This is a genomic window from Streptomyces sp. NBC_00016 (assembly GCF_045040885.1).
Lineage (GTDB): Bacteria > Actinomycetota > Actinomycetes > Streptomycetales > Streptomycetaceae > Streptomyces > Streptomyces coriariae.
This window is the reverse complement of the sequence record NZ_CP108304.1, coordinates 4,663,749-4,684,917: the sequence shown is the minus strand read 5'-3', so window position 1 is coordinate 4,684,917 and position 21,169 is coordinate 4,663,749. Positions and strand designations below refer to the sequence as shown.

Annotated in this window: 17 protein-coding genes; 11 read left to right on the top strand and 6 right to left on the bottom strand. The window is 72.2% G+C overall.

From position 1 onward, the window contains the following. The first annotated feature begins 54 nt into the window (after positions 1-54). Entirely contained in the window at positions 55-552 is a 498-nt protein-coding gene (locus OG933_RS20695; RefSeq protein WP_405628341.1) for an SgcJ/EcaC family oxidoreductase, read from the top strand. Here OG933_RS20695 and OG933_RS20690 read toward each other — a convergent pair. Next, positions 518-1,885 carry a HAMP domain-containing sensor histidine kinase gene (locus OG933_RS20690; protein ID WP_362522335.1) on the bottom strand — a complete coding sequence of 456 codons (1,368 nt, stop codon included), beginning with the start codon at positions 1,883-1,885 and terminating at the stop codon, positions 518-520. The two genes, OG933_RS20695 and OG933_RS20690, sit on opposite strands and share 35 nt — an antisense overlap. Continuing rightward, positions 1,882-2,631 carry a response regulator transcription factor gene (locus OG933_RS20685; protein WP_405628337.1) on the bottom strand — a complete coding sequence of 250 codons (750 nt, stop codon included), beginning with the start codon at positions 2,629-2,631 and terminating at the stop codon, positions 1,882-1,884. Before OG933_RS20685 ends, OG933_RS20690 begins: the two co-directional genes overlap by 4 nt. A 228-nt stretch (positions 2,632-2,859) precedes the next feature. Here OG933_RS20685 and OG933_RS20680 point away from each other — a divergent pair, with 228 nt between their 5' ends. The 4 genes from OG933_RS20680 to OG933_RS20665 all read left to right on the top strand — a co-directional run bounded on the left by OG933_RS20680 (position 2,860) and on the right by OG933_RS20665 (position 7,468). Continuing rightward, positions 2,860-4,152 (top strand): aspartate kinase, encoded by a 1,293-nt coding sequence (locus OG933_RS20680; protein ID WP_020129234.1) that lies wholly within the window; start codon positions 2,860-2,862, stop codon positions 4,150-4,152. Then, positions 4,152-5,210: an aspartate-semialdehyde dehydrogenase gene (locus tag OG933_RS20675; RefSeq protein WP_054241844.1), complete on the top strand. Its 1,059-nt coding sequence runs from the start codon at positions 4,152-4,154 to the stop codon at positions 5,208-5,210. Before OG933_RS20680 ends, OG933_RS20675 begins: the two co-directional genes overlap by 1 nt. A 468-nt stretch (positions 5,211-5,678) precedes the next feature. Next, positions 5,679-6,302 carry a SigE family RNA polymerase sigma factor gene (locus tag OG933_RS20670; RefSeq protein WP_362522339.1) on the top strand — a complete coding sequence of 208 codons (624 nt, stop codon included), beginning with the start codon at positions 5,679-5,681 and terminating at the stop codon, positions 6,300-6,302. A 134-nt stretch (positions 6,303-6,436) separates the two neighbouring features. Then, positions 6,437-7,468, top strand: coding sequence for a hypothetical protein (locus OG933_RS20665; RefSeq protein ID WP_362522341.1), 1,032 nt, complete (start codon positions 6,437-6,439; stop codon positions 7,466-7,468). On the opposite strand, the gene OG933_RS20660 is transcribed toward OG933_RS20665, so the two are convergent. Further along, positions 7,438-8,340 (bottom strand): SURF1 family protein, encoded by a 903-nt coding sequence (locus OG933_RS20660; RefSeq protein ID WP_405628332.1) that lies wholly within the window; start codon positions 8,338-8,340, stop codon positions 7,438-7,440. The two genes, OG933_RS20665 and OG933_RS20660, sit on opposite strands and share 31 nt — an antisense overlap. A gap of 190 nt (positions 8,341-8,530) precedes the next feature. On the opposite strand from OG933_RS20660, the gene OG933_RS20655 reads away from it, so the two are divergent. Then, positions 8,531-10,345 carry a prolyl oligopeptidase family serine peptidase gene (locus OG933_RS20655; RefSeq protein ID WP_362522344.1) on the top strand — a complete coding sequence of 605 codons (1,815 nt, stop codon included), beginning with the start codon at positions 8,531-8,533 and terminating at the stop codon, positions 10,343-10,345. 52 nt (positions 10,346-10,397) lie between these two features. Here OG933_RS20655 and OG933_RS20650 read toward each other — a convergent pair whose 3' ends face one another. Next, positions 10,398-12,287, bottom strand: a complete 1,890-nt coding sequence (locus OG933_RS20650; protein ID WP_362522509.1) for an NAD-binding protein — start codon at positions 12,285-12,287, stop codon at positions 10,398-10,400. A 188-nt stretch (positions 12,288-12,475) separates the two neighbouring features. On the opposite strand from OG933_RS20650, the gene OG933_RS20645 reads away from it, so the two are divergent. The 5 genes from OG933_RS20645 to OG933_RS20625 all read left to right on the top strand — a co-directional run bounded on the left by OG933_RS20645 (position 12,476) and on the right by OG933_RS20625 (position 15,636). After that, the gene (locus tag OG933_RS20645; RefSeq protein WP_405628329.1) at positions 12,476-13,525 is read left to right on the top strand and encodes a permease; all 1,050 of its coding nucleotides are present in this window, start codon (positions 12,476-12,478) and stop codon (positions 13,523-13,525) included. After that, entirely contained in the window at positions 13,522-14,262 is a 741-nt protein-coding gene (locus OG933_RS20640; protein ID WP_362522348.1) for a TIGR03943 family putative permease subunit, read from the top strand. The genes OG933_RS20645 and OG933_RS20640 overlap by 4 nt, the downstream gene beginning before the upstream one ends. Positions 14,263-14,346: 84 nt before the next feature. Next, positions 14,347-14,742: a luciferase family protein gene (locus tag OG933_RS20635; protein ID WP_405628324.1), complete on the top strand. Its 396-nt coding sequence runs from the start codon at positions 14,347-14,349 to the stop codon at positions 14,740-14,742. A gap of 179 nt (positions 14,743-14,921) precedes the next feature. Beyond that, positions 14,922-15,425 carry a hypothetical protein gene (locus OG933_RS20630; RefSeq protein ID WP_362522352.1) on the top strand — a complete coding sequence of 168 codons (504 nt, stop codon included), beginning with the start codon at positions 14,922-14,924 and terminating at the stop codon, positions 15,423-15,425. 37 nt (positions 15,426-15,462) lie between these two features. Continuing rightward, entirely contained in the window at positions 15,463-15,636 is a 174-nt protein-coding gene (locus OG933_RS20625; protein WP_405628322.1) for a ferredoxin, read from the top strand. Here the strand turns inward: OG933_RS20625 and OG933_RS20620 are convergent. Next, positions 15,626-16,396, bottom strand: a complete 771-nt coding sequence (locus tag OG933_RS20620; RefSeq protein ID WP_054241836.1) for a glycosyltransferase family 2 protein — start codon at positions 16,394-16,396, stop codon at positions 15,626-15,628. The genes OG933_RS20625 and OG933_RS20620 overlap by 11 nt on opposite strands. Positions 16,397-16,755: 359 nt before the next feature. Then, on the bottom strand, positions 16,756-20,997 hold the full coding sequence (locus OG933_RS20615; RefSeq protein WP_405628319.1) for a hypothetical protein: 4,242 nt from the start codon (positions 20,995-20,997) through the stop codon (positions 16,756-16,758). Positions 20,998-21,169: the final 172 nt, after the last annotated feature.

Below are 21,169 nucleotides of genomic sequence, written 5' to 3'. Positions count from 1 at the left end.
GCCGGACGCGAATCTTGGGTCATCCCAACAGCAGCAAGCCGCACAGGAGTTGCGATGACCCGCACGACCCGCATACGCGCCGCCCTCGTCACCGCCACCGCCGTCGTCACCGCCGCCACGGTGTCGGTCGGAGTCAGTGCGGCCGGGTCCGAGAAGCCCGCGAAGCCCACCAAGAAGCAGATCGCCGCCCTCTTCGACGGCTGGAACGCCGCGCTGCGGACCGGGGACGCGGAGATCGTCGCGGACCGCTACGCCAAGGACGCGGTCCTGCTGCCCACCGTTTCCAACAAGGTCCGCACCGATCGCGCCGGCATCGTCGACTACTTCGAGCACTTCCTCCAGAACAAGCCGGTCGGCAAGAAGGTCCGGACGATCGTGAACGTCCTCGACAGCAACTCCGCCATCGACACCGGCGTCTACGCGTTCACGCTCACCGACCACGACACCGGCGAGAAGCGCGTCGTCGAGGCCCGCTACACCTACGAGTACGAGAAGCGCGACGGCGTGTGGAAGATCGTCAACCACCACTCGTCCGCGATGCCCGAAGGCTGATCCTCACCGAGAGCCCGCCCCCGGGCGCGTCCGCCAGGGCCACCGTCCCGCCGTCGTCCGTCACCAGTTGCTTGACGACGGAGAGGCCGAGCCCGGAACCGGAGCGCCCGGTCAGGCCCTGGCCGCGCCAGAAGCGGTCGAAGGCGCGGGACTTCTCCGCGTCCGACATGCCCGGTCCCTCGTCCGCGACGGACAGGACCACCTCCCTGGCTCCGGCCTCGGTCCGGACGGTGATCTTCCCGCCGTCGGGTGACACCTCCAGGGCGTTCGAGAGCACGTTGTCCAGCACCTGGTCCAGATGACCGGGGCTGGCCAGCACAGACGGCCGGTCGTCGACAACACTCCCCCTGAGCGCGATGGTGACTCCGCGCTCGTCGGCGGCCGGCCTCCACACCGACAGGCGTTCCGCCACGATGTCCGTCAGGGACAGCGGTTCCGCCGCGGTCACCTTGGCCTCGGCCCTGGCCAGCACCAGCAGGCCGTTGACCAGCCGGCTCATCCGCACCACCTCGGCGGTGGCCTGTTCCACGTCCTCCCGCACGAACTCGTCGTCGACACCGTCGGCGATGTTGTCCAGCGAGAGGCGGAGTGCCGTCAGCGGGGTCCTGAGCTGGTGCGAGGCGTCCGCCACGAAGATGCGCTGCGAGGCGATCAGCGTGTCGAGGCGCTCGCCGGCCTGGTTGAGGGTGCGGGCCAGGGTCTGGGTCTCCTCGGGGCCCGTCACGGGGGAGCGGGCCGTCAGGTCGCCGTCGCTGAACTTGCTCGCCATGTCGTTCAGCTGGCGCAGGGGGCGGGTGATGCGGCGGGCGACGACCGCGCCGATCAGCGCGGCCACGCCGAGCACCGCCACGGCGAGGCCCGCCCTGAAGCCCCAGATCGTCCACAGCCTGTGGGTGAGTCCCGAGGTCGCGTAGACGATCCGTACGGCGCCGACGACCCGGCCGTCGTCCTTCGCGGGGACCGTGATCACCAGGTCGCGGCCCCAGATGAGGTCCGACCCCCAGTCTGTGGTCGGACGGCCCCGCTCCAGAGCCCTGGCCAGTGCCGCGTCCCGTTCGGGGCGCGGCAGCGCCGGCGTGCACCGGGCGGTGGTGGTGGCCTGTACCTCGTCCTCGGTCTCCACGGCGTACGCCCTGGCCATCTCCTCCAGCGCCTGGCAGGAGGCGGTGTCACCGTTGCCCAGCAGCAGCGCCATGGTGGTCGCCTCGCGTTCGATGGACACCTCGGTGTCGCCGCGCAGCTGGGCGGTGAGGGTGAAGGCCACCGGCACGGTGAACAGCAGGATGGCGACGGCCACCAGCAGCACATAGCTGCGGATGAGTTGCTTGATCATGACGTCGGGCCGGCCGGACCGCCGGGGCCGACCGGACCGCCGGGGCCGCTCGGGACGGCGGGAGCGGTCCCGCCGACTATCTCCAGCCGGAAGCCCACCCCCCGCACCGCCTCGATGGCGACGACCCCGGCGAACTTCCGCCGCAGTGCCGCCACGTGCACATCCAGCGTCTTCGTCGGCCCGAACCAGTTCGCGTCCCAGACCGCTTCCATGATCTGCTCGCGCGACATCAGCGCGCCCGGTTCCTCGGTGAGGAAGGACAGCAGGTCGTACTCCTTCGGCGCGAGCGCGATCTCCGCGCCGTCCACGTGGACGCGGGCCGCCTTGCGGTCGACGGTCAGCCGGGTGCCGTAGCGGTCCGGGCCGCCGGCCGTGCCCTCGTCCGCCGTCCGCCGCCGCACGCGCCGCATCACCGCTCGTATCCGCGCGATGACCTCCCGTACCCCGAACGGCTTGGACACGTAGTCGTCGGCGCCCAGCTCCAGGCCGACCACCCGGTCCGTCTCGTCGCTGCGGGCGCTGATCACGATGATCGGGACGTCGCCCCGCTCGCGCAGGGCCTTGCACACGTCCAGGCCGTCGGTGTCGGGCAGACCCAGGTCCAGCAGGACGACGTCGTAGGGGTCGGAGTGGGCGAGCGCGGCGGCGCCCGTGGTGACCCAGTCGACCTCGAAGCCGTAGCGCTTCAGCCCGCGCCGCAGCGACTCGGCGACCGGTTCGTCGTCTTCCACGAGGAGTACGTGCACAGCCGCACGATAGTGCTTGAAACTTAATTCACAGCTATCACTTCGGCTTCAGTGGGAAGGGAAGACCCGACGACGGGCGTCCGGACCCCTTTCCGGCCTCTTCCGCGAGCCTCGACGAGTCTCACCATGCGGTACTCGGGAGGTGGTTTTCGGGCGCTCGTTAGACTGAGCCGACCCGCAGTACAAGGGCGTATGTGCGGAAACAGACAAACTGAGCGAGGAGCGCACGTGGGCCTTGTCGTGCAGAAGTACGGAGGCTCCTCCGTAGCCGATGCCGAGGGCATCAAGCGCGTCGCCAAGCGAATCGTGGAAGCGAAGAAGAACGGCCACCAGGTGGTCGTGGTCGTTTCCGCGATGGGCGACACGACGGACGAGCTGATCGATCTCGCCGAGCAGGTATCCCCGATGCCCAGCGGCCGGGAATTCGACATGCTGCTGACCGCCGGAGAGCGGATCTCCATGGCCCTGCTGGCGATGGCGATCAAAAACCTGGGTCACAGCGCCCAGTCGTTCACCGGCAGCCAGGCAGGCGTCATCACCGACTCGGTTCACAACAAAGCCCGGATCATCGACGTCACGCCGGGGCGCATCCGGACCGCGCTGGACGAGGGCAACATCGCCATCGTCGCCGGGTTCCAGGGTGTCAGCCAGGACAAGAAGGACATCACCACGCTGGGGCGTGGCGGGTCCGACACCACGGCCGTCGCCCTCGCCGCCGCGCTGGACGCCGAGGTCTGCGAGATCTACACCGACGTGGACGGCGTGTTCACCGCCGACCCGCGCGTGGTGAAGAAGGCCCAGAAGATCGACTGGATCGCCTTCGAGGACATGCTGGAGCTCGCGGCCTCCGGTTCCAAGGTGCTGCTCCACCGGTGTGTGGAGTACGCCCGCCGCTACAACATCCCGATCCATGTCCGCTCGTCCTTCAGCGGACTCCAGGGCACGTGGGTCAGCAGTGAGCCACTCGTTCCGAAGACACAGCAGCAAGGGGAAAAGCCGGTGGAGCAGGCCATCATCTCCGGTGTCGCGCACGACACCTCCGAGGCCAAGGTCACGGTCGTGGGCGTGCCGGACAAGCCGGGCGAGGCTGCCGTGATCTTCCGGACGATCGCCGACGCCGAGATCAACATCGACATGATCGTGCAGAACGTGTCCGCGGCCTCCACCGGTCTGACGGACATCTCCTTCACGCTGCCCAAGGCCGAGGGCCGCAAGGCCATCGACGCCCTGGAGAAGAACAAGGCCGGCATCGGCTTCGACTCGCTGCGCTACGACGACCAGATCGGCAAGATCTCCCTGGTCGGCGCCGGGATGAAGACCAACCCGGGCGTCACGGCCGACTTCTTCAAGGCCCTGTCCGACGCGGGCGTCAACATCGAGCTCATCTCGACCTCCGAGATCCGCATCTCGGTCGTGACGCGCGCCGACGACGTCAACGAGGCCGTGCGCGCCGTGCACACCGCCTTCGGGCTCGACTCCGACAGCGACGAGGCCGTCGTCTACGGGGGCACCGGCCGCTGATGGCCAGTACCGTGCGCCCGACCCTCGCGGTCGTGGGAGCGACCGGGGCCGTCGGCTCGGTCATGCTCAGGATCCTCTCCCAGCGGGCCGACATCTGGGGCGAGATCCGCCTCGTCGCCTCCCCGCGCTCGGCCGGCCGCAAGCTGGCCGTGCGCGGCGAGGAGGTCGAGGTGGTGGCCCTGTCGGAGGAGGCCTTCGACGGTGTCGACGTCGCCATGTTCGACGTGCCCGACGAGGTCGCCGCGCAGTGGGCGCCGGTCGCCGCCGCCAAGGGCGTGGTCGTCGTCGACAACTCGGGCGCCTTCCGGATGGACCCGGAGGTGCCGCTGGTCGTCCCCGAGGTCAACGCGCACGCGCTGCGGACCCGCCCGCGCGGGATCGTCGCCAACCCCAACTGCACGACACTGTCGATGATCGTCGCCCTGGGCGCGCTGCACGCCGAGTACGGGCTGCGCGAGCTGGTGGTGTCGTCGTACCAGGCGGTGAGCGGGGCCGGGCGGGCCGGGGTGGAGACACTGCGGCGGCAGATGTCGCTGGTCGCCGGCACCGAGCTGGGGACCGGCCCCGGTGACCTGCGGCGGGCCGTCGGCGACGACACCGGGCCGTTCCCGGAGCCGGTGGCACTGAACGTCGTCCCGTGGGCGGGGTCGCTGCGCGCGGACGGCTGGTCGTCGGAGGAGATGAAGGTGCGGGACGAGTCCCGCAAGATCCTCGGGCTGCCGAAGCTGCCGGTGGCGGTGACCTGTGTGCGCGTCCCGGTGGTCACCACGCACTCCCTCACCGTGCACGCCCGTTTCCAGGACGAGGTCACCGTGGACGGCGCCCGCGAGATCATCGCGACGGCGCCCGGTGTCGTCCTGTTCGACAATCCGGCGGCGGGGGAGTTCCCCACGCCCGCCGACGTGGTCGGCACCGACCCCACCTGGGTGGGCCGGGTGCGGCGGGCCCTCGACGACCCGACGGCGCTCGAACTGTTCGTGTGCGGGGACAATCTGCGCAAGGGGGCCGCGCTGAACACCGCGCAGATCGCGGAGCTGGTGGCGGCCGAGCTGTCCTGAGGCGGCCGTACCGGCGTCCGGCGAGGTGCTGCCGGCATTAAAAGCGCTGGCCAGGGCTTGGTGGGTTTGTAGGATCTCCAGTGCAATGTGAGCGGGTCGATGGTCCGAACCACTTGTATCGGACACCTTTGGCATCCGAAGATTTTCCTCCCCGCTCTCCGCAACCGTGCGCAGGGCGGGGAGCGTCTTTGTGGACACCCTGCGGGGTGTGCGCAGACGTGTGAACGATCACAGCGTTCGGGGACGCGGTGATCTGGGCGTGGGGACGCCCGTTCATATGGCATATAGGGGAAGAGCGGGACAGATGAGACGGGTGCGCGGGGCCTTGGTCGACGCAAAAGTGACGCCGGACGCGTACAACCCCCACGGGGGGAAGTGTGTCCAACTGGCGTGGCAGAGGTACTCGAACTCCCAGTGGCGCCCCGCGGCGCGGCCCTTCGGCCGCCGCGGGCCGTCCTCCGACCCCGTATGCCCGGCTCGCCCGGCGGCATGCCGGTGATCGCGCCCATGCCCGCAGCGCGGCCCGCCCGCGTCCCCAGTCAGCGTGACGGCGCGGAAGTCGCCGAAGCGACCGTCGCCGCCGAGACCGCCGAGGCGGCCGGCACCACCGTCGACCACCTCACCGAGACCTACCGGGCGCACTACCGCTCGCTGCTGGGTCTCGCCGCCCTTCTCCTCGACGACACCGCCTCCTGCGAGGACGTCGTCCAGGAGGCATTCATCCGCGTCCACTCCGCGCGCAAACGCGTCCGCGACCCGGAGAAGACCCTGGCCTACCTGCGTCAGACGGTCGTCAACCTCTCCCGGTCCGCCCTGCGCCGCCGCATCCTCGGCCTGAAGCTGCTCTCCAAGCCGATGCCGGACATGGCCAGCGCGGAGGAGGGCGCCTACGACCAGCTGGAGCGCGACTCGCTCATCAAGGCGATGAAGGGCCTTCAGCGCCGGCAGCGCGAGGTCCTCGTGCTGCGCTACTTCGCCGACATGACCGAGGCCCAGGTCGCCGCGACCCTCGGCGTCTCCCTCGGCTCGGTCAAGGCCTACGGCTCGCGTGGCATAGCCGCGCTGCGCATAGCCATGGAGGCGTCGGCGTGAGCGGGGAAGCCGAAGGGCAGGGCTCACACGGCGGTCACGACAGTCATGAGCGCCACGAGCCGTTCGCGTGGCACGAGCCGACGTCCTCGTCGCGTACACAAGAGCCGAAGCAATCGCACGCTGGGAACTCAACCGTGAACCACCACCTCGACGAACAGAGCCCCGACGGGCTCGACTCGGACGAGCTGGCACTGCGCCGGATGCTGCACGACGCCGTCCAGGAGATGGAGCCGCGCGACGGCTCGCTGGACCACCTGCGGCGGGCCGTTCCCGTCCGGCGGGCCCGCAAGCGGCAGGCGGCCGTCGGCATGGCGGCCGCGGCTCTCTTCCTCGGCACCGCCGTCCCGGCCGTGCTGCACGTCTCGAACTCCGGCGGCTCCGACGCCAACCCTTCCATCGCCGGCCAGGCCTCACAGGCGCAGGGGGGCGCGGATCAGGGCAAGGGCCCCGACGGCGGTTCCTCGGGCAAGGTCGGCGACTCCTCCGGCAAGACCGGTGAGCAGGGCAAGGGCGGCGCCACCGACTCCGGCCAGGGCAAGGAGTCCGAGGGCGGCACCGCCTCCAGCGGCACCGGCCCCTCCTCCGAGTCCGCGGCGAGCGCGCCCGCGTGCACGGCGGACCAGCTCGATGCCGGCACTCCGAGCGTCGACGTCCCCGACTCGGCCGGCACCGTCTACGGCACCTTCCTCGTCCAGAACGCCTCCAGCGCCACCTGCACCGTCAGCGGTGCGGTCTCCGTGACCTTCGGCGCCCAGGGCGCCGCCGACGCCTCGAAGATCGCCGTCGTGGAGCACGCCTCCGGGGACGTGGCGGCCGGCCTGCCCGACCCCTCCCTCTACGTCTCCCAGCACGCGCTCGCCCCCGGCTCGGCCTACGAGGTCAAGTTCGCCTGGGTGCCCTCCGAGACCTGCCCCACCACGGGCGGCAGCAGCGGCGGCGACAGCGGCGGTTCGGCGTCCCCGTCCCCGACTCCGACCGAGCAGTCGAGCACGACCGGCGAGACCACCTCCGGCACCTCGGCCCAGATGTACACCGAGGACGGCACGGTCGACGGCAGCGTGAACGTGTCCTACACGGCCGAGAGCGGTTCCCCGACGAGCGTGGCCACGGTGTCCGACGCGTGCGCGGGGACGATCTACCGGACGGGCGTGCTGGCGTCCTCCTGAGCCCGCGGCTCATGGCGACCGGCTGTGTCGGCGCCGGACTCCCCGGGCTCCTCGGACTCCCGGTGCTTCTCGGACTCCCGGGGCTTCTCGGACTCCCCGGGCTCCTCGGGTTCCTCGGGGAGGATGCCGAGTTCGGCGTCCCGCGCGAACTCCACCTCGCGGCGCAGCAGCCGGAACCACATGAACACCACGAACCCGGCGAAGACGAACCACTCGCCGGTGTAGCCCAGGTTCTGGAACGCCTTCAGATCGAGCCCCGTGTCGGCCGCCGCGGTCGCGGGCACCGCCGTCATCCCCGAGTCTGCGGTGTCGAGCGTGACCCAGGCGTCGTAGAGGTCGTACGGCACCAGGTTGACCAGTGAAGCGGCGCTGATCGCCGAGGTCTGCCCGGCCGGCAGACCGCCCTGGGCGCTCACCCCGTTGTCGCCCGGCGTCTCGGAGGCCTGGAGCGTGCCGGTGACGGTGACCTGGCCGGCCGGCGGCTTCGGGGCCTTCGCGGAGTCGGCGTCACCGGGCAGCCAGCCGCGCACCACGGGCAGCGCCTTGCCGCCGTCCGTGCGCAGCAGGGTCAGCACGTAGTACCCGTCCCTGCCGTCCAGCTGCCGGTCGGGCACCAGCAACTGCTTGCCGTAGTGGCCGGTGGCGGTGGTGCGCCGGCCGGAGGTCGACTTGTCCACGGGCAGCAGCTCGGCCAGCGGTCGCGCGGCCTGCGTACGGGCGGACTCGGCCTGTTCCTTCGCGCTGCGGTGGTCGTCCACCCGTGCCTCGAACCGGCTCAGCTGCCAGGACCCCATGAACACGCAGAAGGGGATGGCCAGCAGCACGAAGACGTTGATCCCCCACCAGCGGGGCGTCAGCAGGAACCGGTACACGCCCTCCACGGTACGGGGCGCGCGCCGGACGCCGACCCGCGGGGTGAGGGTCGGGCGGCAGGCGGGTGAGGGTCGGGCGGGGCTCGGGTGGGGCTCATTGGTGGGAAGGAGGTGCGAAGTCGGTGGGAAGTTATCCACAGCCTGGGGACCTTGGCGTCCCATTGCCCTCGCGGGCGGGCAGTATGGGGTCATGACTGAGAGCAACGGGTCCGCCGCACCCGAGCAGTACGAGGAGATGCCGGACTGGGAGAAGCGCTTCCGGGCGCCCCGGGTGTCGCTGCCCGACTGGGCGGAGGACGCGCCGGACCGCTCCCTGTTCGTTTCCAATGCGACGGGGACGTACGAGCTGTACGCCTGGGACCGCGCCACGGGCCACCAGCGCCAGGTGACCGACCGGGCCAACGGCACGACGGACGGCGTGCTCTCCCCGGACGGCGCGTGGATCTGGTGGTTCGACGACAAGGACGGCGACGAGTTCGGCGTCTGGCGCCGTCAACCCTTCGGCGGCGGAGCCGACGAGCCCGCCACCCCGGGCCTGGACGCCTCCTACCCGGCGGGCCTGGCCCTCGGCCGCGACGGCCGTACCGCGGTGGTCGGCCGCTCCACGGACGAGGAGGGCACGACGATCCATGTGGCGCGGGTCGGCGAACCCCCCTTCGAGCTGTACCGCCACCGGGAGTCCGCGGGCGTGGGCGACCTCTCCCACGACGGCTCCCTCATCGCCGTCGAGCACACCGAGCACGGCGACGCGATGCACTCCGCGCTGCGGGTCCTGCGCCCCGACGGCTCGAAGGTCGCCGAGCTGGACGACACCAAGGGCGGCGTCGAGGAGCTGGGCCTGGAGGTGCTGGGCTTCGCCCCGGTCGACGGCGACACCCGGCTGCTGATCGGCCACCAGCGCCGAGGCCGCTGGGAGCCCCTGGTCTGGGACGTGGCGACCGGCCTGGAGACGGACCTGGACCTGGACCTGCCGGGCGACGTCAGCGCCGAGTGGTACCCGGACGGCTCGGGCCTGCTCATCGTGCACAGCTTCGAGGCCCGCAGCGAACTGTTCCGTTACGACCTCGCGAGCGCCGCGCTGGAGCGGATCACGACCCCGCCCGGCACGGTCTCCGGGGCCACGGCGCGTCCGGACGGCAGCGTGGAGTACCTGTGGTCGTCCGCGGCCCGGCCGCCGGCGGTCCGCTCGACGACCGGCGAAGTGGTCCTGGACCCGCCCGGCATGAAGTCCCCGGGCTCGGTCCCGGTGGAGGACGTGTGGGTGGAGGGCCCCGGCGGCCGCATCCACGCGCTGGTCCAGCGGCCCGCCGGTGCCACCGGCCCGCTGCCCACCGTCTTCGACATCCATGGCGGCCCGACCTGGCACGACAGCGACGCCTTCGCGGCGGCCCCGGCGGCCTGGGTGGACCACGGGTACGCGGTCGTCCGCGTCAACTACCGCGGCTCCACCGGCTACGGCCGCGCCTGGACGGACGCCCTGAAGCACCGGGTGGGCCTGATCGAGCTCGAGGACATCGAGGCGGTCCGGGAATGGGCGGTGAGCTCGGGTCTCGCCGACCCCGCCCGGCTGATCCTCACCGGTGGCTCCTGGGGCGGCTACCTCACCCTCCTCGGCCTCGGCGCCCAGCCCGACGCGTGGGCCGTGGGCATCGCGGCCGTCCCCGTCGCCGACTACGTCACGGCCTACCACGACGAGATGGAGGCCCTGAAGGCGATGGACCGCACGCTGCTCGGCGGCACCCCCGAGGAGGTCCCGGAGCGCTTCGAGGCCTCGTCCCCGCTGACGTACGTCGACAAGGTGCGGGCCCCCGTCTACATCTCGGCCGGCGTGAACGACCCCCGCTGCCCCATCCGTCAGATCGACAACTACGTCAGGCGCCTGGAGGCGAGGGGAGCGGTGCACGAGGTGTACCGCTACGACGCGGGCCACGGCTCGCTGGTGGTGGACGAACGCATCAAGCAGGTACGACTGGAACTGGAGTTCGCGGAACGACACCTCCGGTAGGAAGTGGGGGCGAGACCTCCTCGCCCCCACCCACCCGTCCCGCCCGGGGGGCCTACGCCCCCGACCCCCCTCGCCGTCTGCGCCGCAGCAACTCCGCCAGCCCCCGCCGGGTGGCGGCCAGCACCACCCGGTCCGAGCCCCGCAGGACATACGTGTCCGGCAGATCCCACACCAGCCCCGACCCGCCCTGCCGTTCCCGCCCCGTGTCCAGCGCCAACACCCGCCAGTAGCCCGCCCGGAACGCCTCCCCGACCGTCTTGCCCTCCAGCTGGGCATGCCCCCCGACCTGCAGCGCGGCGAACAGCAACACCCGCCGCTCCACCGGGATCGCCCCCAGGATCTGCCGCCCCATCATCGCCCCGGCGAACGACGGCGCCGACAGGTGCGACACGCTTCGGCTCCGGGTCAGGGCCTGGGGATGGGCGGCTCGCAGGGTGCGGTACACGGCGGTGGCGAAGTCGTCGTCGTACAGGCGGAGTACCACCCGTAGGTCGGGGCGCAGTGACCGTGCGTACAGGGCCGCTTCGAGGTTGGTGGTGTCGGAGCTGGTCACCGCCAGCAGTGCGTGCGCGCGGTGGATCTTCGCGGCTTCCAGGACCCCCTCCTGGGTGACGTCGCCCAGGACGACCGGTACCCGTAGCCGTCGGGCCACCGCCAGGCCGCGCGCCTCGGGTCCCGCCTCGACGCACACCACGGGGATGTTCAGCTCGCGCAGACGGATCAGTACCCGGGTGCCGATCTTGCCCAGCCCGAGGAGTACGACGTGCCCGCCGAGCCCCCGAGGAGGCCGGCGCAGCGCGCCCGCCCCGCGGAAGGTCCCGAGCGCCTCCAGTACCGCCGCCAGCAGCACCGGTAGCAACAGCAACCCCACCAGTCCGGAGAGGAGTTGGAGGATCTGGCGGTCGGTGCTCGAGCCGATGGCCGGGTCGTTGACGGAGAACAGGTCCAGCAGCGTCAGGTACAGGGCCCCCAGCGGATGGATGCCGGTCGCCAGCCACAACGCCACCGCCAGCGCGAACACGCACGCCACCAGCCCGGCCAACGAGATCCGCAGTCGCCGCGAGAAGAGGGAGGCGAACGACGGCACCATCCCCACCCCCCGCCCGGACGGCAGCGCGGGCCCGGCGGAGTACGACACCTGCTCCAGCACCACCGACCCGCGCCGCCCGGCCGCGTCCCGCACCGCCGCCGCGTCGGGCAGCAGCAGCGGCCCCTGCTCACCGCTGGCCTCGGATCCGTCCGCGAAGGCCGGGTCGTTGGCGTTCGCGGAGAGCAGCGCGAGCGTGGGCAGGCCCGGCAGGTCGGGCCCGCCGGGTTCGGCCGGCAGCCGTTCCACGGCCCGCAGCAGCAGGCCGTCCGTCTGGACGACCTTGCTGGTGCCGACGACGGCGGTCGCGGCCAGTGCGGGTGCGGCGGTGTCCGCGTCGGACAGGACGGTGGTCGAGGCGTCGCTCGACGCGCCGTCTCCCTGCGCGCCTCCGGTGGCCAACGCGGCTGCCTGGTCGAGGAGTTCCTCGATGTGCTGGCCCAATCGCCGGTTGTAGAGCCGCAGGACGAGCCGCAGCCGGGGGTTGAGCCGGCGGGCGGTGAGGGCGGCACGGATGTTGGTCTCGTCGTCGTCGTACACGAGCGCCAGCGCGGCGGCCCGCTCCACACCCGCCTCGGCGAGCACCGCCTCGGTGGCCTCCACGGCCTCCAACGTCCGCTGTCCGCTCGCGGGTTCGCTCGGGGCGGTGGGCGTGCCGTTGCCCGCGGCCCGGTTGACGGCCGCGCTCACCACCCGGTCGAGCAGCGCCGCCGACACGGCGCGGGCCCGCCCCACGACCGGCGGCCGTACCGTCCGCTCGGCGGGCGGCACGACGAGCGTGACCTGCTCCTCGTACACCCCCCGCAGTTCGGCGGCGAGCCGGTGCGCGAGACCGTCGTCACCGCACACCACCATGTGCGCGCCGGCGGTCCCCGGCGGCTGACCCTGATTCGGAACACTCCCCACGAGGGAGAAGACTGCCTCACCGGGACGGGAGGTTCCACGGATGTAGTGAACACCCCGTACGGAACTCCCGTATGAAAGGGGAGGGAATGCGAGAAACAGGCATCAGGGAGAACACGGAAGCCGGAGGTGCGCGACCCGTGGCCATCACCAGAGCGGCCCCGCACGAGGAGGGCGCCCGCCGGGACCGACCGCAGGCGCCTCCCGCGCCGCCCGCGCCGCCCGCGCCGCCCGACGAGCCCGGACGGCTCACCTCGCCCCTGGTCCTGACGATGCTGCTGCTCCTGATGGTGCTGCTGCAGAGCCCCATCCGGCGCGCCCTGTCCGCCCCCGTGATGCAGAGCTGGACCACGGTGTTCGTGGCCGTGGTGGTGCAGGCGCTGCCGTTTCTGGTGCTGGGGGTGCTGCTGTCGGCGGCGATCGCGGTCTACGTACCGCCCTCCTTCTTCGCCCGCGCCCTGCCGTCCCGTCCCGGACTCGCCGTCCCGGTCGCCGGGGTCGCGGGCGCGCTGCTGCCCGGCTGCGAGTGCGCGTCGGTACCGGTGGCCGGTGCCCTGGTCCGCCGGGGCGTGACCCCGGCCGCCGCGCTCGCCTTCCTGCTCTCCGCCCCGGCGATCAACCCGATCGTGCTGACGGCGACGGCCGTGGCCTTTCCCCGCAACCCCGAGATGGTGCTGGCCCGTTTCGTCGCGAGTCTGCTCGTGGCGTGCGCGATGGGCTGGCTGTGGCAACGGCTGGGCCGCACGGACTGGTTCCGGCTGCCGGCCCACGCGCCGCACGAGGGGGAGACCAAGGGGGCCGCGTTCTGGGACTCGGTCCGGCACGACGTGATGCACGCCGGCGGCTTCCTGGTCCTGGGCGCGATGGCGGCGGCGACCCTGAAGGCCGTCGCCCCGGAGAGCTGGCTGCGCACGGCCGCGGAGAACCCGGCGGTCGCCGTCCTGACGCTGGCCGTCCTCGCGGTGGTCCTCTCCATCTGTTCGGAGGCGGACGCGTTCGTCGCCGCGTCCCTGACCCAGTTCTCCCTCACGGCCCGGCTCGCCTTCCTGGTGGTCGGCCCGATGATCGACCTCAAGCTGTTCGCGATGCAGGCGGGCACCTTCGGCCGGGGCTTCGCGCTGCGCTTCGCCCCGGCGACCTTCGCGCTGGCCATCGTGTCGGCGGTCCTGACGGGATGGGTCCTGCTGTGAACCGACAGTCCCAGGCGGCCGTCCTCTTCCTCCTCGGCGCGGCCCTGCTGCACGCCGGCACCACCGATCTCTACCTCCGCTACGTCAAGGCGGGCCTGCGCCCGCTGCTGCTGGCGTCCGGCGTGATCCTGATCGTCACAGCGCTGGCGACGGCCTGGTACGAACACCGCAGGACGAAGACGAAGCGCGAGCAGGAGCAACAGGAAGCAGACGCCGACACCCACGCCCACCCCGAACCCCGGGTCTCCTGGCTCCTGATCCTCCCCCTCCTGGCGCTGATCCTGGTCGCCCCGCCGGCCCTGGGCTCGTACAGCGCGACCCGCACGGGTACGGCCCTCCAGGAGCCCCTCGCCTACCCGGCCCTCCCCGCCACGGACCCGCTGCCCCTGAGCGTCGTCGACTACGCGGGCCGTGCCGTATACGACCACGGTCGTACCCTCACCGGCCGCGAGGTCCGCCTGACCGGCTTCGTGGCCCTGGACCACGACGGCACGCCCTATCTGGTCCGCATGGCCCTCAACTGCTGCGCCGCCGACGCCCAGCCGGTCAAGGTCGGCCTGACCGGCGACATCCCCCCGGTCCTCCAGCCGGACACCTGGCTGACCATCACCGGCGCCTATACCCCTCGCACCACCCACGACCCGGTCAACAACGGCCCCATCCCCTTCATCGAGGTCACCACCGCCACCCCGACCCCGACCCCGCGGGACCCCTATGACGAGTCGTGGAACAACTGAGGGGTGGAACTCTCCGCGATACAGCCCGGTTAAGGCTCCCTCAACCCCTGGTGGCCGGGCGGTTAGCGCCTCATGATGGGGGCCATGACGGCGGCCTCGCGTGCCTTGACACGACTGGCGACCTGGCCCGACCTCGCGGAGGTCCGGCCCAGCTGCGGCACCGGTCGGGCGTTGCGCTCGGGCCGGGCCGAGATCGCGCACTTCCACTCCGACCGGAGTGTCGACCTGCATCTCACCGGCAAGGCGATCCACCGGTTCGAGCGGGACCTGAGGCACTCCAGCGCGATCCGGCTGCTGCCCGGTTCGCCCTGGGTGACCGTGCATCTGGAGTGCGAGACGGACATCGACCTGCTCATGACGCTGGTCAGCGCCGCTCTCCAGGCCCACCAGAGGCACCCGGACATGGACCTCACCGCCCTTCCGCGCTGCAACGAGCACCGGGAAGTGGCGCTCACCCGCGACAGCGCCGGCGGCATCTAGACCGCTCAGGCACCTGTCACCCGGTGCCGCAATCCGTGCCGGTCGGCAGCTGCCCGCCCCGGCCGTCTGGTGAGCTGACGGTCCGTCAGTTATGGTCGCCCTGGCGTGCTGAAGCCATCACCCATACCGACGCCGACGCCGACGCCGACGCCGATACCGATACGGAAGGGGCGAGCGCCATGGAGACCGAACCGGATCGTCCGACCCGTCCTCCCCTGAGCCCGCAGCCTCCGGGCGTTCCCCGCTGGGTGGCGATGTTCTACGACCCGGCCTCGACCTCCTGGCGGCCGGGCGCCGAATCCCCCGACCGCACCCCCGTGCTGTACGCGATCGGCGAGATGACGCAGGTCAAGCGGGCCCGGGGCGACGAGGTCGCCGTCGCTCTGTGGGGGCCGAAGGACGGTGAGTGGCAGCGCTACGACGCGTCCCCGGCCGCGGCCGCGCCGGAGACCGCGCCCCCGCCGCCGGGCGACGGCGCCGCACGGCCCGGCCACGCCAAGCTCGCGGAACGCATGGAGGACCGCCGGCATCAGGTCCTCATGGCGGGCCTGAGCAAGGCGGGCCTCTACGATCTCGCGCCGGACGACGTGACGGCCGTCCGGACCCTGGTCGACCAGGTGGACGAGGCCACGCTGCGCAGGGTCGCCCACTGGATGGCCCTGGCCGGCGGGCCGGTTGAGTGAGGGGGCCGGAGGGCAGACACGTCGTATGACGGTCTCCGTGAACCGAGAACTCTGTTACGGCTCCGGCGAGTGCGCCTTCCGCCTGCCCTCCGTCTTCACCACGGCGGACGACGGCTTCGGAGCCGTCGTCCCGGGATGCGAGGACACGGGCGACGACCCGGAGGTGCGGGACGCGGCCGAGCGCTGCCCGTCGCAGGCCATCAGTCTCTGAGGGCTCCCCCGGGCGGGTAGCTCCAGCGGAAGGACTCCAGCGCGCGGGTCCGCGCCTCCACCACCGCCATGCGCGCCTCCCGTTCGGCGGGATCGACATGCGCGGACTGGCCCGTCACCTGACCGTCCCACTTGCGGTAGAGGAGTCCGGTCCGCGCCGAGAACCAGCCGCGGCTCACCGAGTTGAGCGCCAGCAGGACGCCGGTGTCCTCGGACGCCGGCAGGGCCATCCAGCCGCCGAGCGCGGTCAGCAGGTCCCGCCGTACGAAGAGACTCGCGGGGTGCACCGGCGCGCGGAAGTCGTTCGCCTTCCAGTGGTCGAGGACGGCCCCCCGCTCGATCGGCCCCTCCGCGGGATCGCCGGGGAAGCCGATCGTGGAACCGTCCGGCAGGAGGTCCAGGGCGCTCGAGGTCGCCCAGCCGAGGCCCGGATCGCGTTCCAGGGCGGCCAGATCGCGGGCCAGCGTGCCGGGCGCGAGCCGGTCGTCGGCGTCCAGGACCTTCACGTACTCACCCTCGGCGTGCGCGAGCGCGATCGTGCGGGCGACTCCCGGTCCGCCCGGGCGGCCCTGACGGAAGGTCACCCGGGTGTCGTCGGGCACGCGGGACGCGACCTCGTCCGTCGTGCCGTCCTCCTGGATCACCCAGTGCCAGTCCCAGCCGGGGGGTAACTCCTGGGTGCGCAGCGACTCGTAGGCCTCGGGCAGATACCGGGCCGAAGGGGCGTGCACGGCGGTGACTATGACGATGCGTCGGCTCACGAGGGCACGTCCGGGCAGAGTTCCGGGAGATCCAGGTGCCCTGAGCGCTCGTGGCCCCCGTTGTCACGGACCGCGATCACTTCGCTGGGTATCGGCACCCCGCCAGCCTACGACTCCCGGTCACCGGAACTCACCGAGGGTGCACCGGGGGGCACCGGCGGGGTTCACCGGGACGGGCCGGGCGGGAAAGGGGCGGGAAAGGGCGGGACCGTCCGGGAAAAGGGCAGGAAAAGGCCCGGTCGCTGGCGACGGGGGATGCACCAGCGACCGGGCTATGGCCAAGGCTAACAAGGTGGCCGGGTCGGCGGGGAGCCGACTTCTCAGCTGCTCTGCCGTTGTGATCGGGATCACTCTCCCGGTCAGTCCTCGCACGGGGGCTCGTAGGAGAGCCGGGGCAGGTACTCGTGCCACTTGTCGGCCGTCAGCACGCCTCGCGTGGTCGCGCAGATACGGCTGATCGCCTCGTCGACGTCCAGGTTCCACAGCCGTACGGTGTCGGCGCCGCTGGAGACGCCGAGCATCTGGCTGCTGGGGCTGAAGGACAGGAAGTTGCCGGTCTTGGCGTTGGGGCTCATCGACTGCCCGATGGGGGAGGCCCCGGTCGGGTCGGTCACGTTCCACAGCCGGATCGTGTTGTCGTTGCCGCCGCTGGCGAGGGTGCCGCCGTCCTGGCTGAAGGTCAGTGACACCACCGCCTCGGTGTGGCCGGTGAGGGGCGAGCCCCGCCGGGACGCCCGCGCCGGGTCGGTCACGTCCCACAGCCGTACCGTGTCGTCGTCGCTGCCGCTGGCCAGCGTGTGGCCGTCCGGGCTGTAGACGAGCGCGTTGACCGGGCCGACGTGCCCGGTGAGCGGCTTGCCGACGGGCGTGGTGTGCCGGGGGTCGGTCACGTTCCACAGCCGTACGGTGTGGTCCGCGCTGCCGCTGGCGAGGGTGCGTCCGTCCGGGCTGAACACGAGGGCGTTGACGAACCCCTTGTGCCCGGTGAGCGGGGAGCCGAGCGCGGTGGCGTGGGCGGGGTCGCCGACGTCCCACAGCTGGATGGTGCGGTCGTCGTAGGCCGTCGCCAGCGTGCGTCCGTCCGGCGCGAAGGCCAGTGCGTCGGGGCCCAGGAACCGGGTGCGCAGCTCGACGGGCGGCCCCGCGGAGACCGGCCGGGCCGGGTCGGTGACGTCCCACAGGTACACCGCCCGGTTGGCCGTCAGCACCGCGAGCGTGCGGCCGTCGGGTGAGAACGCGAGCGTGCGCTCGCTGCCGTCGTCGGGCATGAAGGGCGCGCCCAGTGTGACGGGCCGGTCGGGGTCCGCCACGTTCCACAGCCGGACCCTGCCGTCGCGGGCGGCCGTGGCCAGCACCCGCCCGTCCGGCCGGAAGGCGCCGCTGCGGCCGATCATGTCCGACGTCGGGGTCGACCAGAGCCTGACCTTGCTGTCGCCGTTGCCGGTGGCGAGGGTCCGGCCGTCGGGGCTGAAGCCGACGGCGTACATCTCGCCGCTGCCCCCCGCGAGCGGCTCGCCGACCTGCGAGGGGTACGCCGGGTCGCTCACGTTCCACAGGGTGGCCGTGCTGTCCGCGCTGCCGGCGGCCAGCATGGTCCCAGCGGGGTTGAACGCGACCGACCACACGGGGCCGGTGTGCCCGGTGAGCGGTGGGCCGAGCTGGGTCGCCCGGCCGGGATCGGTCACGTTCCACAGCCGGATGGTGTCGTCCGCGCTGCCGCTGGCGAGGGTGTCCCCGTCGGGGCTGAAGTCCAGCGAGTGCACGGTGTCGGTGTGTCCCGTCAGGACCCTGTCGATGCGCTCCGGCCGGCGCGGGTCGGCCGTGTCCCACAGCCGGATCGTGTTGTCGTCGCCGCCGGCCGCGAGGGTCCGGCCGTCCGGGCTGAACGCCACGGAGCGCACGGCGGCCGTGTGGCCGGTCAGCGCGCCGAGCGCCTTCGGCCTGCCCGGTGCGGTCATGTCCCACAGCCGCACGGTGTGGTCCTCGCCCGCGGAGGCCAGGGTCCGCCCGTCCGGGCTGAAGGCGAGCAGGTAGATCGTGCCGGTGTGGCCGCTCAGGGGCTTCCCGAGCGGGCGCGGGTGGGCGGGGTCCCGGACGTCCCACAGCCGGACGGTGCCGTCGTCGCCCGCGCCGGCGAGGGTGTGGCCGTCCGGGCTGAACACCGCGCTGCTCACCCAGCTCCGGTGGCCGGTCAGGGGCTTGCCCAGGGGCTTGGGACGGGACCGGTCGCCGACGTCCCACAGCCGGACGGTCCGGTCGTAGCTGGCGGTGGCCAGGACCTTGCCGTCCGGGCTGAACGAGGTGAGGTAGACGGCACCGGTGTGGCCGAGGAGCGGTGTGGCCAGCGGCGCGTTCACGATCGAGATCAGCCGGTTGTTGGTGCCCGCGTCGTCCGGCCGCAGGTCGTGCGCCACCAGGTCGAGCTGCGCGGACAGCGACGGATCCGTGTACTGGACGCGGTCGGCCTCCGCGACCACCTGCTCGAACACGGCGTCGTTGCGCTGCTGCCAGGCGACCACGGCCGCGCCGACGGCGAGGATCGCCAGCACCACCAGCGCCGACACCGCGCCCCGGCTGATCCACACGATGCGCCTGCGCAGCCTGACCGACGCGGCCAGGAACTCCACCGCGCTGCGGGTCAGGAAGGTGTCGCCGGCGGACTTCGCCCAGCTGTGGGCCTGCTCCAGCCGGGAGCCCCGGTAGAGCAGCGCCGCGTCACGGTTCGAGCTGTCCCAGGCCCGGCCGTCCTCCTCCAGCCGCTGACGCAGCAGATGGTCGCTGCGGTCCTCGTCGATCCAGTCGCGCAGCCGCGGCCAGGCGTGCAGCAGCGCCTCGTGGGTGATCTCGACGGTCTCCGCGTCGAGGGTCACGAGCCGGGCGCGCACCAGGGCCTCGAGCGACTCCTCCGTCTTGCCGGGGTCGGCCGACTCCTCCGCCAGCTGCCGACGGGTGCCCCGGCGCCGGGTGGCCTGGGTGTCCTCGCCGAGCCGGACCAGCCGCATCAGGAGCAGCCGGGCGGCCGTACGCGCCGCCGGGTCGAGCCCGGACCAGGCCCGCTCGGCGGTCGCCGCCACCGCGCCCTGGATGCCGCCCGCCGCGCGATAGCCGGCCAGCGTCAGCCGTCCCGCCTTCCGGCGCTGCCAGGTGGCGAGCAGGGCGTGCGAGAGAAGGGGAAGCGCGCCCGCGTGCGCTCCGCGCGGGCCGTCTACGGTCACCTCACGGATGATCAGCTCCGCCAGCCCGGGCTCGAGCTCCAGCCCCACGGCCCTGGCCGGCCCGGTCACCGCCTCGCGCAGCTCCGAAGTGGACAACGGCCCCAGCACCATGTGCCGGTGCTGGAGCGCGTCGGAGAGCTCGGGGTGGCTGAGGCACTCCTCGTAGAAGTCGGCGCGGACACCGAGGACGACGAGGACGGGGGGTGGTAACGGCCTGCCGTCCGTGCCGGGGTCGGGGTCGGCGGGGGTGCAGGCGTCGTGCAGGAGCTGGATGAAGAGGCGCCGGTCCGCCTCGTCGGGACAGAGGGTGAAGGCCTCCTCGAACTGGTCGACGATGATGACGGGGCGGGCGGGGAGACCGGAGGGGTCGGACGCTCCGGAGGGGGCGGAAGCTTCGGAGGAGGCGGAAGCTTCGGAGGAGGCGGCCGTGTCTCGTCGCGCCCAGGCGGTGACGGCCTCCCGTACGGTCCGCGCGAAGCCGGGGGTGCCGGGTTTCCCGCCGGGAGCCGCGGCTGTGGCTGAGGTCGTGGCTGAGGTCGAGCCAGAACCAGAGCCAGAGTCAGAGGTAGAGCCAGAGGCAGAGCCAGAGGCAGAGGCAGAGGCAGAGGTCGATGCCGATGTAACGAAAGGGGCGAGCTCGGGGATTCGGCTGGTCAGCTCGGCGAGCGGATCGGCGCCCGGCACCAGTTGCAGGACCCGTGCGGAGCCGCCGGCCTTCGCCGCCCGGCCGTCGCGGTTCCGGTCGGCGACGAGCGAGACCGCACCGTTCTGGAGGGCGGGCACGAGACCGGCGCTGAGCAGGGAGGACTTGCCCGCCCCGGAAGCGCCGACCAGCATGACCAGGCCGCCCGTCCGTTCCGCCGCGCGAAGCTGGGCGACGAGGGCGTCCGTGCTCCGCTCCCGGCCGAAGAACCAACGGGCGTCCTGCTCGCGGTACGAGGCGAGCCCGCGATAGGGGCACACCCCTCCGGGGACACCCTGAGCCTCGGCCGCCGGCCGCTCGCCCTCCTCTTCCGTCACCGGGGCGACGGGGGCATCGCCGACGACCGGATCGGCCACCGCCCGCTCCCACAGCCGCTGCCACTGGCCGAGGTCGTACAGCCCGGTGGACACCGGTGCGGGCCGCGCGCGCCGTGCCTCGGGTATCAGGACGTGCAGTACGGCGGCGAGGGCGGCGAACTGGGCGGGTACGTTCCTGGCCCGTCGCCAGTCGCTGATCCGCTGGGTGGACACCCTTACGGGCCGTCCCCGCTCGTCGACCCGCTGGAGTCGGGCGACCGTCTCGGACACGCGCTTGAGCGGAGGGTTGCCGGCCTCCTTGTACAGCAGCGCGAGTCGTTCCGCGAAGGCTGTGCGTGCGCCCGAGTCGGAACTCAAGGCCTCCACCCCTAACTTCCCCCGCACCTGCAATCCGGACCGGAAAAACCACTTTATATGGCTGACCTGCGGTTAAGTGGCTGACCGGACATCGGATCCTCCTCGGTTCGGGCCTCAGCTGGCAGGATCCGGAGGCAGAAGCGCATGAACCGGGCGTAACGCGGGCGACCGCGCGCCCGGC